The organism is Streptomyces sp. NPDC002446 (assembly GCF_053595675.1).
Genome location: NZ_JBSFYC010000026.1, coordinates 30,336 through 47,874 on the forward strand (window position 1 = coordinate 30,336; position 17,539 = coordinate 47,874).

Consider the following 17,539-nt stretch of genomic DNA (forward strand, 5'->3'; position numbering starts at 1 on the left):
TGCCCAGAACCACCGATGTGGTTCGGCTCACACCTAGCCTCCCGGGCCATGAGCAGGCACACGAGCCCCGCGATCGAACTGCGGGGAACGAGCAAAACGTTCCGGACTCCGTCGGGGGCGTCGCACACCGCCGTCCGGGATCTGGATCTGGTCGTCGAGCGCGGTGAGTTCGTCGCGGTGGTCGGCCCCACCGGGTGCGGCAAGTCCACCACGCTGACGCTGATCAGCGGGCTGGAGGAGCCCACCCGGGGCGAGGTGCTGGTCGGCGGTGTGCCGGTCCGCGGCATCGGGGAGAAGATCGGGTTCGTCTTCCAGCAGGACGCGGTCTTCCCCTGGCGCACGGTGCTGTCGAACGTGATGGCCGGCCCCCGCTTCCGTGGCGTAGCGAAGCCCGAGGCCCGGCGGCGGGCGCGGGAATGGCTCGCCAGGGTCGGGCTGGCGTCCTTCGAGGACCGCTATCCGCATCAGCTCTCCGGCGGCCAGCGCAAACGGGTCGCGCTCGCCGCGACCTTCGTCAACGACCCCGAACTCCTGCTCATGGACGAGCCGTTCTCCGCACTCGACGTGCAGACCCGGGCGCTGATGTCGGACGAACTCCTGGAGCTGTGGTCGGGGACCGGTGCCTCGGTCGTCTTCGTCACCCACGACCTGGAGGAGTCGATCGCCCTCGCCGACAGGGTCGTGGTGATGACCGCCGGTCCCGCGACCGTCAAGGAGGTCTTCGAGATCGATCTGCCGCGCCCCCGGCGGGTCGAGTCGGTGCGGCTGGAGCCGCGGTTCGTCGAGATCTACCGGGAGATCTGGTCCTCGCTCGGGGAAGAGGTGCGGATCACCCGCGAGAGGGGTGCCGCGGATGTCGCCTGAGACCGTCCCCGCCCGCCCCGGGTCGGCCAAGTCCGCCACGGGGGCCGACCGTTCGAGGCAGCGGGCGCGCGCCGCCCGCAACCACGGGCTGCTGGTCCACGGCGCGCGGGTGCTGCTGCTCGTCGGACTGATCGGGCTGTGGGAGGGGCTGGCCCGCGCCGCCGTCATCGATCCCTTCAACTTCTCGATGCCCTCGAAGATCTGGGACCAGATGGTCCAGTGGGCGCTGCACGGCACCCCGCAGGGCCCTCTGTGGGAGCAGATCTGGTACACGCTCTACGAGGCCCTGCTCGGCTGGGTGATCGGTGTGGCGGGCGGTGTGGTGCTGGGCATCGCGCTCGGCCGGATCCGCTTCCTCGCCGAGGTGCTCGGCCCGTACATCAAGGTGCTCAACGCGCTGCCGCGGATCGTGCTGGCCCCCATCTTCCTGATCTGGTTCGGGCTGGGGCCGGCCTCCAAGGTCGCCTCCGCCGTGGTCCTGGTCTTCTTCCCGGTCTTCTTCAACGCCTTCCAGGGCGCCCGCGAGGTGGACCGCAACCTGGTCGCCAACTCCCGCATCCTGGGCGCGAGCAGCCGCCAGGTCACGCTCCATGTCGTGATCCCCTCCGCCACCTCGTGGATCTTCACCAGCCTGCACGTCAGCTTCGGCTTCGCGCTGATCGGCGCGATCGTCGGCGAGTACATCGGCGCGACCAAGGGCCTCGGCCTGCTGGTCTCGGCGTCGCAGGGCACCTTCAACGCGGCCGGTGTCTATGCGGCGATGGTGATGCTGGCCGTGGTCGCGCTGCTCGCCGAAGGGCTGCTGGCCTTCCTCGAAAAGCGGCTCTTCCGCTGGAAGCCGTCCGACACCGCCGGACGCTGAACTCCCGCTCCACCGCCCTCTCTCACTCTCCTTCCTCAAGGACCCCACCATGCCCAAGCAGCTCAAGCTCACGGCCGTCGCGGCCGCCGCGATGCTCGCCCTGACCACCCTCACCGCGTGTGGCGGCGGTGGCTCCGCGGCCACCGCCGGCAACGGGAACGGCAAGATCAAGATCATGGTGGGAGGCCTCGACAAGGTCATCTATCTGCCCGCCAGACTCACCCAGCAACTGGGCTATTTCGAGGACGAGGGCATCCACGTCACCCTGCTCACCGAACCGGCCGGTGTGCAGGCCACCACCTCGCTGGTCTCCGGCGATGTGCAGGGCGTCGTCGGCTTCTACGACCACACCCTCGATCTGCAGGTCAAGGGCAAGCAGGTGGAATCCGTCGTACAGCTCGCGCATGCGCCCGGCGAGGTCGAGGTCGTCTCGAACCAGGCGGCCGGCGAGCTCACCTCGCCCCGGGACTTCAAGGGCAAGAAGCTCGGGGTCACCGGCCTCGGCTCGTCCACCGACTTCCTGACCAAGTACCTCGCCGTCAAGAACGGCGTACGGACCGATGAGTTCACGCCGGTGGCGGTCGGCGCCGGCCAGACCTTCATCTCGGCCATCGAGCAGGGCTCGATCCACGGCGGGATGACGACCGACCCGACGGCCGCGCGGATCGTGGACAAGAACCTCGGCAAGATCCTCGTCGACATGCGCACGCCCGAGGGCTCCAAGGAGGCGCTCGGCGGCCCGTACCCCTCCTCCAGCCTCTACATGAACACCGACTGGGTGAACAGCCACAAGAAGGAGGTGCAGAAGCTGGCCAACGCCCTGGTGCGGACCCTCAAGTGGATGTCCACGCACACCCCGAAGCAGATCGCCGAGAAGATGCCGGCCGACTACGCCCAGGGCGGCGAGGAGCTCTACATCCAGGCGATCAAGGACACCCTGCCGATGTTCACCAAGGACGGGGTGATGCCGGCCGACGGCCCCGCGACGGTCGAGCGCGTCCTGAAGGCCTTCAACCCCAACCTCAAGAACGCCTCGGTGGACCTGAAGAAGACCTACACCACCGAGTTCGTCAGGAAGGCGGGCTGACCGGGCGGCGGCGCCCCGGTCAGACGAAGTTGATCTCCGCCCGGGCCAGCAGCGGGTCGTCGACCAGCTGCCACAGCGGTACGGCGAAGTTGCCGGAGCCGTAGCGCCCGCCGAAGTGCAGGCCCAGCACGCGGTGGTCGGTGAGGTCGATGACCGGGGAGCCGCTGTTGCCGCCCAGCGTGGAGCAGTCGTGCTTGATGACGTTGCGGTTCGGCACCAGCTCGGTGGCGGTGCCGGGCTGCAGCCGTTTGACGTTGTAGATGTCCATGAAGATCCGGCGCATCGACTCCGGTTCATTGCGCCGGCCGTCGTACGCCGGGTAGCCGACGCAGTACACCGGACGCCCGCGGAGATCGGCCGGCCCGTCCGCGGCCACCGCCAGGGGAGTGGGCAGCGCCCCGCCGCCGGCCGGCGGCGCGACCCGCAGCAGGGCCAGATCGACGTCCTCGTGGATGCCCAGCACCTCGACGACGTCGAACGAGGGGCCGCCACCGCCCGCCGCGCCGCCGTACTCCTCCCCCATGTCGACACTGGCGGTGATGCCCGGCTGGAAGGTCCAGCCGGCGGCGTCACCGCGGGTGAACTCCGCCGCCACATGACGGTTCGTCAGCACCACGTCCGGGCCCACCAGGAACGCCGTACCGAGCCAGTCCAGGCTCAGGTGCCCGGTGAGCTCGACCCGCCCCACCCGGGCGAGCGACTCCCGGATCGCCGCCCGGTGCCCGTCGAGCACCGCCCAGTCGCCCTGCTGCGGTGCGAAGTCGTGGTCCTGCACCAGGATGGCGGGCCGGCCCTCCAGCAGCACGATGGCTTCGATGCCGAACGACTCGTCGTCGCTGATCTCGTCGGGGCGCCCCTCGGCGAGCTTCTCCAGACCGCTGACGCCCGCCGACAGCACCCTGGTCCGCTCCTGCTGGGCGAACTGGGAGATCTGCCCGGCCGGCAGCTCGTCCGCCGGCAACTCCTCCAGGGACTCGGGGATCTCCCAGGACAGCCCGTCGCGCACCCGCGCCGCGACCTCCCGCAGGTCCGAGAAGACCTGCTCGGGCCCGGCCGACACCGGTGATCTGCTCCCACTGTGCATCTCGCCCTCCTTGGACGCTGTAGCCGCTTGCTGGAGAAGGGGCCTAGAGCCCCGCCTGTGCCGCGGTGATCTCGGCATGGACCCCTGGACTGCCGGCCTCCAGATGGCGCAGCACGCTGCGGATCTGGGTGCCGACGTTGACGAATGCCGTGGTCCGGCCCTGGAACAGCACGTTCTCCACCCGCCGCGTCCCCCGGTGGAGCGCCACCACCTGCCAGTCGTCGGTGAGGACCGGCGAGCCCGAGGAGCCGCCGCGGGTGTCCGTGAAGTAGCGGACGTCCTGCTCGTCCGCCTCGTAGACGAGGTTGTTGCGCAGCGCCACCCGCTTGGGCCGGCCGCCGGGGTGCTGGATGATGTTGACGGCCACATAGTCCCCCCGGGCGACCACCAGCGGCCGCTCCGCCAGCTTCAGCACCGGCCGGCCGGGCCCGTCGGTCAGCCGCAGCACCGCGTAGTCCAGCCCGGCGTCCGCGGCGACGAGTTCGCTGACGGTGGCCTCCTCCGTCTCCACCTCGTCGGTGTCGAAGTCGAACCGGGCGGTGGTGTGCCGGGCCTGGAGGTGCAGATCCTCGCTGTCGGCCACCGGCCGCCCGGTGCCCGTCCCGGCCCTGGCGTTGACCACATGGTGGTTGGTGATCAGCAGGTCCGGGGCGATCATCCACCCGGTACCGGAGTGCGGGAAGCCGTTCGGCTGCAGCGGGGCGCCCCCCTGGTACGGCGGCACCTTGATCCGGGCCACCGCCCCGCCGGCCAGCTCACCGCCGCGCAGAAAGCCGATCGGGACGGTGTCGTCCCGGTGGACGATCTCCTCCTTGAGCTCCGCCCCCAAAGCGGGCATCCCGGCCAGCACGTCCGGTTCACCGCCGGCCTTGCGCGCCACCTCGTCCAGGGCCTTCTGGAACACGGCGAGCGGCTCGGCCTCGGTGGTCTCGGCGACCGCGTTGCGCAGCCAGATCTCCAGCGGCACCGAGCCGTCCACCAGCCGCTCCACCCGGTTCATCTCGTTGAGATCCGAGTGCACCTGGCGGCCGGGCGCCGGGTTGAGCGGCAGGGTGCCGCGGTAACGGCGCATGATCCCGTCGAGCAGCAGCGGCCGTACGGCGGGATCGGCCAGCCCGGTCTCCACCGCGGCGTCCAGCACCTGGCGGATCTCGTCGGGCGAGAGGTAGGCGGTCACCGGGGCTCACTCCCCGCGGGGCCGCACTCTTCCGCCGGTGTGCGGTGGGTGATGCGGGAGGCGGCCGCCGGGCGACCGGTGCTGCCCACCCCCATCGCGGCCGCCACCCCGGCGACGATCTCCCCGCTGTTGTCGGGCATGGCCAGCAGCCGCCGGGCGAGGGCGTCGAGCGTGCCGCGGTCGCGGGCCAGCCGCAGGATCCCCGCGATGCCGCTGGGCGCGCCGCCCGCCTGCGGCCGGGTCGGCCCCACGGCCTCGTTGAGGATCTCCATCACCGCCCCCAGCAGGGCCGGCTGCCGGCGGGTGGCACGGCACATCGCCGCGCCGAGCGCGTCCAGCGTCTCATCGTCGGCGGGCAGGCCCACCACCTCCAGCGCGTGATCGAGCGCCCCGGGCGACCGCTCGTAGACCTGCGAGGCGACGGCCCGTACGAGGACGGGCTGATCGGCGAGTACATCGTCCGGCAACTCCTGTAACCTCTCGGCGAGTTGGTGATCGGCCTCCGGATCCGTGCCGCCGTCCTCGGCGGTCAGCTGCGCCCGGGCCAGCAGCGCCCCCATCGCCTCCAGATCCTGACCGAGGCCGACCGCGACATCCTCCGCCGCCCGCAGATCGCGGTCCGCGCTCGCCCGGTCGCCGGCCTCCTCCGCGAGCCGGGCGGAGAGCAGCAGCAGCTCCAGCCGGCGTTCCTGGCACCCGGCGCGCTCCGCCGGGCCGATCGCGTCCGCCACGGCCTGCCGGCCCTCGGCGAGCCGCCCGAGCCGGCTGAGGGTCTCGGCGAACAGGGCGTGCAGGGGGCTGCACGCCGTCCAGGGCCGGCGCCGGCCGATCCGTTCTAACGCCGCCTCCGCGAAGCCCTGGGCCAGCAGATCCTCGACCTCGCGGGCGGCGATCCGCTCCCAGTCCTCCTGGTCGGCGCCCGCCGCCACCTGGTCGGGGGCGCCGCCGCCGAGCCTGGCCGTGAGCAGCCCGGCGGCCCGCGGCGTCATGTCCTGCTGCGCGCCGGCCAGGAACCGCTCGACGCCCGGCAGCCACCGCTCCTCCACCGACCGCGGGTTCTCGTTGAGCCGCAGCCGGTGGTAGATCTCCTCGGCGCGCGCCTCCAGCCCGTCGCGCGCGGCGTAGTAGTCGACCGCGCGCCGCTCGACGGCCCGCATCACCTCCGTACGGTCACCGCCCGGCAGCCGCAGCATGATGGCGCGGACATCGCCGCGGTGGCGCACGGCGTCCGGGCCGGCCGGCTCAACCATGTCCAGGCGGCTCAGCTCGTCGAAGAGCGCACGGGCCCGCTCCGTGGTGACCGCCCGCAGCCCGCAGGGCCCGGCGAGCACCTCCTTGACGACCTCCGGGGTGATGACCCGCAGCACCAGGCCCGGGTGGGCGAGCCGGCGCACGTCCTCGTCGGCGATATGGCTGAGGATCCGTTCGTAGAGGATGCCCTGGACCAGCAGCTGGTCGACGCGCCGGAACACCTCGCGGCGGCGTTCGGGCAGGCTGCGGATCAGCTCGCTGGTCTGCTCGGTCTCCAGCCCGGCGAGGGTGGCGGCGCGGGCGGCCAGCTTCAGGCTCAGCGGATGGCCGCCGACCCGGTCGGCCAGCGCCCGCGCCACCTCCGCGTCCTCCACCCCGCAGGACAGCAGCACGCCGACGGCCGCCTCCGGGTCGAGCTCGCCGAGTTCGATGTCGAGCGGTGCCATGGGTTTCGCCGGATGCTCCACCGGCGCCCGCCCGGAGACGATGTACCGCAGCCGCGGGTAGACGCTCTGCAGCGAGAGGTAGATCGCCCACATCCGGCCCACCACCGGCGATCCGCGGTACTGCGCCGCTTCGAACGAGTCGATGGCGATCACGAACGGCGGGTCCGGCTCGTCCTGCGTGGCCTTGCCGTCCGCGACCGCCCGTACCAGCACATCGGCGACCCGCCGGATCAGATCGGTCTCCCGCCCGGTGGCCAGCATCTGGAACTCCTGAGAGGAGCGGCGCCCCAGCACGGCCCGGGTGGTGGCGAGTTCGTGCAGCTGGGTCACCCGGTCCTGCCCCTCACGCTGGCTGCGGGCGGCCTGCTGGCACTCGTCCGCCAGCGCGTCCAGCTCGGCGCGGTGGGCCGGGTACTGGATACCGAGCTGCCGGGCGGCCTCGGCGATCAGGGTGACCGGCTCCCGCAGGGAGAGGGTGGGCCGCTCGAAGTCGATGTACGCGAAGGGGAAGCGGGCGCCGCAGGCGCGGGCGCCGTCGAGCACGAACTTGGCGAGGAGGGTGCTCTTGCCCATACCGCCGGGTCCGTGAATGACCAGCGGCGGCGCCGGGGCCGGGCGGCCACCGGTCGGCAGGCAGCCGGCCTCCGCGGACCCGCCGGGCAGCCCGGCGTAGCGCCGCAGCTCCTCCAGTTCGCGGGCCCGGCCCTGGAACGGCCGCCGCACCAGGCGTTCCAGGGGCTGCAGCAGACGGGCCCGCTCCAGGGCCTGCTGCAGCTCGGCCGCGTCCGGCAGTCCGGTCACATCCGGCACCCGGGACAGCCACAGCACCGCCTGGAGGGCGTCGGCCAGTTCGTCGGCGGTGAGCCGGTCGGGGACGGGCGGGCTGCCGGACAGACAGGCCAGCGCGAAGCGCTCCGGGCCGGGCCCGGCGGGCAGCTGGTCGAGGTTGCGCTCCAGGACACGCCGGGCCGCCTCGGGACCGGCCAGGTCGCGTAACGCCTCGTCCCGGACATCCGACTTGAGGGCCCACTCCGGCCGGTCCTGCATCCCCAGGGTCGTACAGTCGTCGACCAGCTCCAGGACCGCGCCGCCGGCGGCCCGCTCCTCCCCGGGCAGCCTGAGCCGGCGTGGGTCGAACCGGGCGAGCAGACAGGCCGCTTCCCGGTAGGCCCGGCGGGCCGGCGGCACATCCGGGGGGCGCTCCTCGCCGCTGCGCAGCTCCTCCCGTAATCGCGTCAAAAACAACTCCCTTACTCCATAAGGGAGTTCGGTGGCCCCCTCAGAGGGATTGGTAGACACGAATGGCCCCCTCCGCCGCCGTGCAGACCTTGCGCATATAGCTCTCGCCGCGCCGGGAAGCGGCTCGGGAGGCGTGCAGCACCTCTTCGACGGCGACCTCCACGAGTTCGGCGATGGTCGCGTCCCGGGAGCCGCCCGACCCGACGAGCGCGGGCGGCGACTCGTGGAAGACCTGGTCGAAGAAGGTCCGCAGATCGCCGGCACCGGCCACCCGCGCCGTGTCCCAGCACAGATTTCCCCGCAGGTCGTAGGGGAGCTGACGCATCGAACGCCCGTAGCCGAGGAGGACCAGCCGGGGCGCCTCGTCGCCGTGCACGGCCGCGTGCTCGTAGATGGCCGTGGCCAGCTGCCCGATGAAGTCCCACACATCGGAGCCGGGGTCGAGCTTGTCGCACTCGTCGAGGACCACCCACAGGCGCTCCTCCACGGCGGTCGCCCGCCCGGCCACCCAGTGCGCCGCCTCGTCGATCGACGGCAGCAGGTCGTTGAGGCCGGTGGGGTTCAGCGGGGAGGCCCCGGCCGCCGGATCGGCGACGAAGTCGGCCAGCCGCTGGACGACCTTGGCGGCGGTGGAGGTGTGCGACAGGGTGACCCGCACCGGACGGAAACCGAGGTGCTGTCCGATGTGGCGGAGGAAGTTGTAGGTGTAGGAGCGGCCGCTGTCCGGCTCGCCGTCGACCAGCAGGATGAACTTGTCGGGATCCGCGATGAACCGGCGCAGGGTCTCCCGCAGGTCCTCACGGTCGATGAAGGCCTCGGTGCCGTTCTTCAGGACACAGGTGCGGAAGTGGTCCCGCGCGGCGTGGGCGCGGAAGTCCTCGCGCAGCCGCTCCAGGAACTCCCGGGCCTTGACGATGTCCGGGAGCACCATCAGCCGGTCGACCATGGTGAGCGCCTCGACGAGCCTGAGCTGCCGCTCGATGTCGCTGCGCGAGCTGTGCACGAGCGCGCGGGCGTTGTCCGCGGCGATGTGCGTCAGCGCCAGCGCGGCGATGAACTCCCGGGCGAAGCCGTACTGGGCGAGCTGGGTGTGCGGATCGGTGGTGTCGAGCAGAAAGTCCTGCGCCCAGGTGGTGACCAGATCCCACTCGGTTTCGGTCAGCGGCACGGCACACCTACCCTGCACCGTCGTCGAAGATCCGCAGGATCGGCTCCCTGACCGGTGGCTGGGCCAGATACTCGCTGATGCCGTGGTGGTTCCTGCTGTCGTTGGTGACCAGCAGGTCGGTGACCCGCTCCTGCGGTGCGTACTTGGGCCGCAGGGTGTGGTCGAGCGCCACCAGGTCCCGCAGGTCGGAGGCGTTGCGCCAGGCCGCCACGCCCGCCGGAACGGCCGGCGGCCGCGCCAAGTGGTCCTGCACCTCGGTGATCGCCAGCGGGGATCCGACGGTCACCAGCAGCTCCACCTCCCGCCCCTGCTCCATCAGCACCTCGTAGGCCACGATCGAGCCCAGGCTGTGGCCGACGACCACGAGCGGGCCGCTGTCCGGGCCGTCCAGCGCCTCGGCGACCACCTGGCGCATCGCCGGCCCCGCCCCGCCGAAGAAGTAGGCGTGCACGTCCTGGAAGGCGTGCCTGACCAGCAGCCGGAACAGCGCCGTACGGCCGGGCCGGGGCAGCGGCAGCGACTCCAGCGGGAGCTCCGCGCCGGGCTCCTCCTCCTCACCGGCGTGCGCGAGCGTGTCCGCGAGGTAGGTCATGTCCCGCAGCCAGTCGGCCAGCGCACCCTCGTCGAGGCCGGCCCGCCCCTCCAGGCCGACGTCGCCGGCCTCCCGCCGCGCCTCGCCGAGCGTCCGCGCCACGAACTCCTCGGGCGGTTCGGCCTCGGCCCGCGCGGCCTGGTCCGGCAGCTCCTCGAACAGCTCCGGCCCGCCGGCCACCAGGTCCGGCCGCAGCTCGGTGAGCGGCGCCGGATGCCGCAGCGGGGCGAAGTACGCCATCCGCGAGGCCCCGCCCATGTCCCGGCCGAACAGCGCCGTGTCCCACTGGGACTTGAGCAGCTCCGCGCGCGGTTTGTTCCCGGCCCCGTGCACATAGACAACCATCGGTGACATTGCGCTTCCCCCGCCCCTCAGCGCCGCAGCATGATGTCGTCGTGCGAGGTCAGGCGCCGCCAGCGCTCCCGCGGGGCGCGCAGCGCCGGCATCAGATCGGCGGCGGGCAGCGGCCCCAGATCCAGCGAGGTCAGCTCGACCACGTCCGACACCGGCACCTGGAACGTCCGGAAGGCCCCCAGGGGAGGCGGCGCCCCCGGCGTCGCACCGGCCAGCGCCCGCTCGGCGTCCCGGGTGAGGTCCGGGCTCTGGTCGAGGACGTACCCCGTCGACGCCAGCGACCCGTCCTGGACGAACGCCGCCACCTTCCAGAACCGCAGCGGCACTTGTACGCCCCGGTACGGCGGGTCCGAGTCGTGCAGCACCGGCCCGGTCAGGACGGTCAGCCTGCGGTCGAAGGTCGCGGCGTGGTCGAGCAGAAAGTTCTCCAGCCCCTGCCACAGCTGCTTGCCCTGGTTGAACACATCGGCCTGCGGGGCGGCGTTGGTGTAGTGGAAGGTGTCCGCATTGGCCTTGTTCGCCTCCACGGCGTCGCCCCACACGGGATCGAGCCGCCGCACCAGATGCCCCTTGTCCAGGGAGTTGTCGCGGTACACGTCGTCACCGGTCTGCCGGTGCTCGTCCAGCCGCGGGTCGAACCGCCAGCTGCTCTCCCGCGGCACATGCTCCACCAGCCGCCGGCCGTCGATGCAGACGGCGGTGGCGGCGGCCATCCGCCGGTCCGGGCGCAGGACGACGGAGAAGTGGGTGTACGGCAGCACCACGGTCTCCACACCGGGAAGGCTCGGCCTCGGCAGGGGGACCGGGACGCCGAGGAAGGTCTCGTCGTAGCCCGCCCGGTCGGTCAGCGGATCCCGGGATTCGGTCCCGGCCGTCGCACCACCTGCCCGTGGGGAATCTGAGGGGATCATGTGACCACCGCTTCCCGGTGCCGCGGACCACCGATCGGTGCCCACCGGGAAGCCACTCGAACAGCCGGGCGCCCTCCCGACACCCCGGCGGGAGGCGACCGTTCAGGCGGTTGGGCACCTCGCCGCGTTCAGCGGCCGACGGGCCACGGAACGCATCCAGGCGTCGCCCGTCACCCCCGCCGTACCGAAGGAGCCCCATGCCGGCCGGCCTCTCCCTCCACGTCGGACTCAACCAGGTCGATCCAGCCGCGTACGAGGGCTGGGACGGCCGGCTGGTCGCCTGCGAGAACGACGCGCACGACATGGCGCGGCTGGCGCGCGGCGCCGGGTTCGCCGACACGACGCTGCTCACCGCGGACGGCACGGTGCACAACGTCACCGCCGAGCTGCGCAAGGCGGCCAAGGCCCTGCGCAGCGGCGACATCCTGCTGTTCACCTACTCCGGACACGGCGGACAGGTCCCCGATGCCGACGGCGGCGACGACGAGCCGGACGCGTTCGACGAGACCCTGGTGTTCTACGACCGCGAATTCCTCGACGACGAGCTGCACCGGGAATTCGGACGCTTCGCCGAGGGCGTCCGCATCCTGACCCTCCTCGACTGCTGCCACAGCGGCACCGGAATCGAGCTGCCCGACCGCAACGAACCGGCCGCACGCCTTATGCCGGAGCCCCGGCAGCAGGAGATCTACCAGCGCGACAAGGAGTTCTTCCAGGAAATCCAGCGCGAACTCGCCGCCGGAAAGGGCCGTGCGCGGCCCGCCGACGCGCTCCTCATCTCCGCCTGCCAGGACGATCAGCTGGCCTCCGACGGCGACGTCAACGGAGCCTTCACCGGAACCCTGCTGAAGGTCTGGAACGACGGGGCCTTCCGCGGCGACTACCGCAGTTTCCACCGCGACATCCAAGGCAATATGCCGCGCACCCAGATTCCCCGGCTCCATATGACCGGTCAGCCCGGCGACGCCTTCCTCGGACAGCAGCCCTTCACGGTGTGACGGCGCACGCGGGCACATGCGGACGGGACGCGGCCCGGGGGCCGCGTCCCGTCGTCACCCACGGCTCGCTCACTCCGCGGGGTAGATGTCGCCGCCCCGCATCATGCTTTCCTGCTCGCTCTGCGACTGCAGCCTGCGGGCCTTCTCCCGGAGCCGCTTCTGCTCGTCCGGGTCGGTGGAGCGCTTCGCGGCGGCCTCCAATTCCTGGGCCTTGTCACGCATCTGCTGGATGCGTGCGCGTGCTTCTCCTGCTGCGTTCATGATCTGTCCTCGCGCGGTATTAGGGAGAACTGCATTACCAGCGAATCAGGCCCGGCGTCCTTCGGCACCTCGAAAGGCGGCCGTCCGGGATGCGGAGAAACCGCCGGCCGCAACGAAGCCGGATCGTAGGAAGGCGCCGACCGCGGCGCGCCCGGGTGTCTCGGCGTGTCTCCACCGGATGGCCTTCCTGAATGGCGAGGGCCACCCAGAGGGACGTTGGCTGAAGCACAGCAGCACAACGTCCGCTGAGTGTCAGCGCTTCTGGTGTTTGACGCTCTCCTCGTTCAGTGGAGACCCTCCATGACATCCGAACCAGCACTTTGTGGGGGCGACGCCGAACTGTCATCGACAGAACACGGCGAGCACATTCCGCCCGACAACCATGAGAACAACTCGGCCCGCACCCTTTTGTGGGAGGCAGTCACCCATCGGCCCTTGGAGGAGGTCGCCGCCCTTGTGGAACTCCTCAAGCGCAGCGGCGAGGTGCCCAACCCCGGTGACGAAGCCCTGCGGGTGGCGGTCGTGTCCCGTCCGGTGAGCGAGGTCGCTGCGCTCTTCGAGCTGCTCCAGGCCACCCCGCACACCGTGGAATCGAGCCATGACGCGCTGCGCGCGGCGGCGGTGGGCAGATCCGTGGAGGAGGTGGTGCAGCTCATCGAGCTGTTCGACCGTACGAAGGGAGGCGACACCGGCCTCTACGGCGCTGCGGAACCCCACCTCCCGCCCGACCCCTTCCCTCCCGGGCCCGGCGGCCCCGGACCCGGCGGCCCCGTGGAACCGGAGCACACCGCGGCCATGCACGTCCTCGACCCCGACGTACGGCCCCTGGGCCACGCCGGGCAGGCCGCGGTCGGCCACCGCGAGGCCGCGCCGCCGCACCCGCCCAACCGCCCGCCGTGGGCCCACCGGCCGGACGGCAGCATGCCGCAGGGCGGTCCGGCGTGGGCGGCCGCCCACGAGGAGCCCCGGCAGCCCGGCTATGCGATGCCCGGCGTGCTGCGCTCGGTACTGCGCTGGCCCGCGGCCGCGGCGCTGGCGCTGTGCGGTCTGAGCCATCTGCCGGTGAACTCGTCCCCTCTGCAGGGCGCACAGGCCGCCGCGGGGCTCTCGATGGCCATCGCCGTGGTCTACCTGCTGCTGGCGGGCTGGCTGGCGATGCGCGACACCGCCATGGTCTGGACGGTGAGCGCGGCCGCCGCCATGGTCATCGTCGCCCTGCACGCACTGTCCCGGGCCGGTGTCCTCACGCCGCTGGGCAGCGGACTGGGCGAGACCGGAATGTGGCCCGAAGTGGTCGCGGTGGGACTGGCCATCGTGAGTGCGGGCCTCGCGGGTGCGGCGCTGCTCAGCCGCCCGCGGCGGGTGGGTCCGGCCCCGGCCGGAGTGTGAGCGGTCGGCCGCACAGGCGGCGCCATGGGCGCGGGCCGGGACCCTGACGGGGGTCCCGGCCCGCGCCCTTTGCCGTCGCGGTCTCAGGAGTGCGGAGCGCCGTAGTACCCGGCGAGCCGCTGGTGGTACTCGTCGTCCTCGATGTGCTCGTCCCGGTGGAACTCCGGGGCGTCCTCGATGTCCTTCTTCGTACGGGCCAGATAGATCGTGCTGCGGTCGTGGTCGATCGAGGAGATGACACCGGCCGGCAGCAGGATCTGCCGGCCGAAGATCCACACTCGGGTGTCGACGACCAGATAGGCGGCGCCGACCTCGTCGGAGTGCTCATCCACCGTCCCGACGGTGCCGTCGATGGCCTCGACGGAGTACCCGGTGAGATCGGTCCCGGTCCGCCGGTCCACGCCCTGCGGGTAGCCCCAGATGCTGTCCGTCACGGTGTCCTTCCCTCCTCCCTCTTCGCGGTGTACCGGTGCAGAGCCCAGGCGGGCAGCGCGAACCAGCAGACGATGAACCAGAGGGCGAGCACCGCGACGATCCACGGGACGGCCGAGTCGTCCATCGCGATCCGCAGGATCAGCAGCAGCGCCGAGGCGACCGTCGCCAGCAGCAGCACGGTCCCGATCACCGCCAGCCGCGATGCCCACACCACCGTCTCCGGCTTCAGCCGGTGGCCGGTGACCACCCGGTGGAAGGTCACCGTGCCGATCAGCGCGCCGGTGGTGGCCGCGCCCAGCAGGACCGTCACCACGTAGATGGTCTTGTCGGTCTGCCCGAGCGTGGCGAAGCGCGGCATGAAGACGACGGTGAGCAGGAACCCGAAGAGGATCTGCACACCGGTCTGGATGACCCGCACCTCCTGGAGCAGCTCGATCCACCGCCGGTCGGCACGCTCCTCCGGTGTCTCGTCACGTCCCTGCGGCGCCTGGCGCGGACCCAGCGACTCCGACTCCACCCGGCCTCACCCCTCTTCCCTGTCCGCCGCCGCGCGGGCCGGCTACCTCTGCCCGCTCTTCTCCGTGGTACGGAATGCCAGCTCGTCGTCCCGCACCTCCACCTGCACCTCGTCCCCGGCCGCCACCGCACCGTCCAGCAGCAGCCGCGAGAGCGCGTTGTCCACCTCGCGCTGGATGGTGCGGCGCAGCGGCCGCGCCCCGTACTCGGGCTGATGGCCGCGGTGCGTGAGCCAGTCGACGGCCTCGGAGCTGAACTCCACGGAGATGTCCTGGGCGTGCAGCCGGCGCCTGGTCCCTTCGAGTAGCAGACCGGTGATCTCCCGCAACTGCGTGTCGGTGAGCCGGTGGAAGACGATGATCTCGTCGAGCCGGTTGAGGAACTCCGGGCGGAAGTGCTCGCGCAGGCTGGCCAGCGCCCGCTCCCGCGCGCCGTCGCCGCCCTGCGCACCCGAGATGTCCGGGCCGAAACCGAGCACCCCGCGACCGCCGCTGAGCGCTTCGGAGCCGAGGTTGCTGGTCATCACGACGACGGTGTTCTTGAAGTCGACCCTACGGCCCTGGGAGTCGGTCAGATGCCCGTCGTCGAGCACCTGCAGCAGCATGTTGAAGACATCCGGGTGGGCCTTCTCCACCTCGTCGAGCAGCAGCAGCGAGTACGGGTGGTGCCGCACCGCCTCGGTCAGCTGGCCGGCGTCCTCATGGCCGACGTATCCCGGAGGGGCGCCCACCAGCCGGCTGACGGTGTGCCGCTCCTGATACTCGCTCATGTCCAGCCGCACCATGCGGTCCTCGCTGCCGAACAGGGCCTCGGCGAGCGCCCGCGCCAGTTCCGTCTTGCCCACGCCGGTGGGGCCGAGGAAGAGGAAACTGCCGATCGGGCGGTTCGGGTCGGACAGCCCGGCCCGCGAGCGCAGAATCGCCTCGGAGACCGCCGTGACGGCGTCGTTCTGCCCGATCACCCGGGTGTGCAGCCGGCTCTCCAGGCCGAGCAGCCGCTCCTTCTCCTCCTGCGTCAGACTGCTCAGCGGCACGCCGGTCTGCCGCGACACGATCTCGGCGATGTCCTCCGCGGTGACCATCACGATCCGGCCGTCACCGCTCGGCCGGGTGCCCTGCTCCGCCTCGATCCGGGCGGTCAGGGTGTTGATGCGGTCCCGCAGCTCGGTGGCCCGCTCGTACTGCTCCGCGGCGACCGCCTGGTCCTTGTCCACGGCCAGCCGCTCCACCTCGCGCTCCAGCGCCCGTACGTCGGTGGTCTTGGCGCCCGACCGCAGCCGGACCCGCGCGCCCGCCTGGTCGATGAGGTCGATGGCCTTGTCGGGCAGGAAGCGGTCGGAGATGTAGCGGTCGGAGAGCTCCACCGCCGCGAGCAGCGCCTCGTTGGTGTAGCGCACCTGGTGGTGCGCCTCGTAGCGGTCCTGCAGTCCGCGCAGGATCTCCACGGTGTCGGCGACGGTCGGCTCCGGCACCAGGATGGGCTGGAAGCGGCGGGCGAGGGCGGCGTCCTTCTCGATGTGCCGCCGGTACTCCTCCAGCGTCGTGGCGCCGATGACATGCATCTCCCCGCGTGCCAGGGCGGGCTTGAGCATATTGCTCGCCTCCAGGGAGCCGCCGTCGCCGCTGCCGCCGCCGGCCCCGACGACCGTGTGCAGCTCGTCGATGAAGACGATCAGCGATGCGGGGTGCGCGCGGACCTCTTCCATGATCCCGTTCATCCGCTCCTCGAAGTCACCGCGGTAGCGGGTGCCGGCGAGGACGGCCGTCAGGTCCAGGGCGACCACCCGCCGTCCCGCCAGGGTGTCGGGCACCTCGCCGTCGGCGAGCCGCTGCGCCAGGCCCTCCACGATCGCGGTCTTCCCCACGCCCGCGTCGCCGACCAGCACCGGGTTGTTCTTCCCCCGGCGGGAGAGCACCTCGATGGTCTGCTCGATCTGCTCCTCGCGGCCGATGACCGGGTCGATCCGGCCGGCCCGTGCCAGGTCGGTCAGATCGCGGCTGTACTTGTCCAGCGTGGGGGTGTCGTGCTTGGGCGGAGCGCCGTGCTCGGCTCCGCCGTGCTGGGGGCCGTGGCCGCCGTGCGCCGCGGCCTGCGGGTCGAAGTGCGCCAGGTTGAGTATCCGCCCCGCCGCCGAGTCGGGGTTGGCCGCCAGCGCGTCGAGCACATGCTCAGGACCGATGTACGACGCCCCGTTGTCCCGCGCCAGATCGTGCGCCCCCAGCAGGGCCCGTTTGACCGCGGGGGTGACCGCGACGCTGGACTGCTGGGGGCCGTCGCCCGCGCTGCGGTCGATCTCCTCCGCCAGCGCGTCGGGGTCCGCGCCCGCCTGCTGCAGCAGGGTCCGGGTCGGTTCGGCGGCCAGGGCCGCCCGCAGCAGGTGCTCGGTACCGAGCTCCGGGCTGCCGTGCTCGGCGGCGTACGCCGCCGCGGAGGTCACCAGGTCCCGGGCGGGGCCGCTCATCAGACGCGCGATGTCCGCCTGCCGGGGCACGGGCTGCTGCCCCGGCTCGCCGCTCCCGGACGTCGCGCCCGCGCCGAAGAAGCGCGCGAGGAATTCACCGAACGGGTCCGGGCCGTAACCCTCCGGACCCACGAATCCATTGCTCATGTGTGTCCGTTCCGCTGTCACGGCGGTACCGCGACATGCTGCCTTGTCGGGTTCCCTGTGGTGCCCTCGGGCCTCCCGTCCTGGCGGGTGCCCGGCAGACGGGACGCCACACGTCACACGCCACTCCTCTGCTTCAGGATCGGGTCCAACAGGCCCGTCCGCACCCGGGCGGGCCACGCCCGGGTCCCCGCATCCGGTGCAATACGCCCCGCTTGCCGTTATCCGCGGCGCGCGCCGGGAATCCGTCACAGATGCCACGAAACCGGCCGGCGGCCGCCGCGACCCGCCCCTCGCCCG

At 71.9% G+C, this 17,539-nt stretch carries 15 protein-coding genes; 5 read left to right on the forward strand and 10 right to left on the reverse strand.

Annotated features, from left to right (window positions below):
- Nucleotides 1–48: 48 nt before the first annotated feature.
- Genes ACWD6P_RS17015 through ACWD6P_RS17025 form a run of 3 tightly spaced genes read left to right on the forward strand, consistent with a single transcriptional unit; the run spans nt 49 to nt 2,813 of the window.
- Complete coding sequence (locus ACWD6P_RS17015) at nt 49–864, forward strand: ABC transporter ATP-binding protein (RefSeq protein WP_451444886.1); 816 nt, start codon at nt 49–51, stop codon at nt 862–864.
- On the forward strand, nt 854–1,726 hold the full coding sequence (locus ACWD6P_RS17020) for an ABC transporter permease (protein WP_451444887.1): 873 nt from the start codon (nt 854–856) through the stop codon (nt 1,724–1,726). Before ACWD6P_RS17015 ends, ACWD6P_RS17020 begins: the two co-directional genes overlap by 11 nt.
- Before the next feature lie 49 nt (nt 1,727–1,775).
- Nucleotides 1,776–2,813, forward strand: a complete 1,038-nt coding sequence (locus ACWD6P_RS17025) for an ABC transporter substrate-binding protein (protein WP_451444888.1) — start codon at nt 1,776–1,778, stop codon at nt 2,811–2,813.
- A gap of 19 nt (nt 2,814–2,832) precedes the next feature.
- Here the strand turns inward: ACWD6P_RS17025 and ACWD6P_RS17030 are convergent, their stop codons facing one another.
- The 6 genes from ACWD6P_RS17030 to ACWD6P_RS17055 are packed head-to-tail and all read right to left on the reverse strand — an operon-like array spanning nt 2,833 to nt 11,035.
- Nucleotides 2,833–3,897 carry a trypsin-like serine peptidase gene (locus tag ACWD6P_RS17030; protein WP_451444889.1) on the reverse strand — a complete coding sequence of 355 codons (1,065 nt, stop codon included), beginning with the start codon at nt 3,895–3,897 and terminating at the stop codon, nt 2,833–2,835.
- 43 nt (nt 3,898–3,940) lie between these two features.
- Nucleotides 3,941–5,074, reverse strand: coding sequence for a trypsin-like peptidase domain-containing protein (locus ACWD6P_RS17035; protein ID WP_451444890.1), 1,134 nt, complete (start codon nt 5,072–5,074; stop codon nt 3,941–3,943).
- A complete protein-coding gene (locus tag ACWD6P_RS17040) occupies nt 5,071–8,010 on the reverse strand; it encodes an ATP-binding protein (protein ID WP_451444891.1) in 2,940 nt (979 codons plus the stop codon). The genes ACWD6P_RS17035 and ACWD6P_RS17040 overlap by 4 nt, the downstream gene beginning before the upstream one ends.
- Nucleotides 8,011–8,050: 40 nt before the next feature.
- Entirely contained in the window at nt 8,051–9,178 is a 1,128-nt protein-coding gene (locus ACWD6P_RS17045; protein ID WP_451444892.1) for a hypothetical protein, read from the reverse strand.
- Between the two features lie 7 nt (nt 9,179–9,185).
- The gene (locus ACWD6P_RS17050; protein ID WP_451444893.1) at nt 9,186–10,124 is read right to left on the reverse strand and encodes an alpha/beta fold hydrolase; all 939 of its coding nucleotides are present in this window, start codon (nt 10,122–10,124) and stop codon (nt 9,186–9,188) included.
- Nucleotides 10,125–10,141: 17 nt separating this feature from the next.
- Nucleotides 10,142–11,035, reverse strand: a complete 894-nt coding sequence (locus ACWD6P_RS17055; protein WP_451444894.1) for a DNA/RNA non-specific endonuclease — start codon at nt 11,033–11,035, stop codon at nt 10,142–10,144.
- A 197-nt stretch (nt 11,036–11,232) separates the two neighbouring features.
- Here ACWD6P_RS17055 and ACWD6P_RS17060 point away from each other — a divergent pair, with 197 nt between their 5' ends.
- Nucleotides 11,233–12,033: a caspase family protein gene (locus ACWD6P_RS17060; protein ID WP_451444895.1), complete on the forward strand. Its 801-nt coding sequence runs from the start codon at nt 11,233–11,235 to the stop codon at nt 12,031–12,033.
- A 69-nt stretch (nt 12,034–12,102) separates the two neighbouring features.
- On the opposite strand, the gene ACWD6P_RS17065 is transcribed toward ACWD6P_RS17060, so the two are convergent.
- Entirely contained in the window at nt 12,103–12,294 is a 192-nt protein-coding gene (locus tag ACWD6P_RS17065) for a DUF6381 family protein (RefSeq protein ID WP_451444896.1), read from the reverse strand.
- A gap of 300 nt (nt 12,295–12,594) precedes the next feature.
- On the opposite strand from ACWD6P_RS17065, the gene ACWD6P_RS17070 reads away from it, so the two are divergent.
- Entirely contained in the window at nt 12,595–13,683 is a 1,089-nt protein-coding gene (locus ACWD6P_RS17070) for a hypothetical protein (RefSeq protein ID WP_451444897.1), read from the forward strand.
- 83 nt (nt 13,684–13,766) lie between these two features.
- On the opposite strand, the gene ACWD6P_RS17075 is transcribed toward ACWD6P_RS17070, so the two are convergent.
- The 3 genes from ACWD6P_RS17075 to ACWD6P_RS17085 are packed head-to-tail and all read right to left on the reverse strand — an operon-like array spanning nt 13,767 to nt 17,242.
- A complete protein-coding gene (locus tag ACWD6P_RS17075; RefSeq protein ID WP_451444898.1) occupies nt 13,767–14,117 on the reverse strand; it encodes a PRC-barrel domain containing protein in 351 nt (116 codons plus the stop codon).
- Nucleotides 14,114–14,635: a DUF6328 family protein gene (locus ACWD6P_RS17080; RefSeq protein ID WP_451444899.1), complete on the reverse strand. Its 522-nt coding sequence runs from the start codon at nt 14,633–14,635 to the stop codon at nt 14,114–14,116. The genes ACWD6P_RS17075 and ACWD6P_RS17080 overlap by 4 nt, the downstream gene beginning before the upstream one ends.
- A gap of 42 nt (nt 14,636–14,677) precedes the next feature.
- On the reverse strand, nt 14,678–17,242 hold the full coding sequence (locus ACWD6P_RS17085) for an ATP-dependent Clp protease ATP-binding subunit (protein WP_451444900.1): 2,565 nt from the start codon (nt 17,240–17,242) through the stop codon (nt 14,678–14,680).
- Between the last annotated feature and the right edge of the window lie 297 nt (nt 17,243–17,539).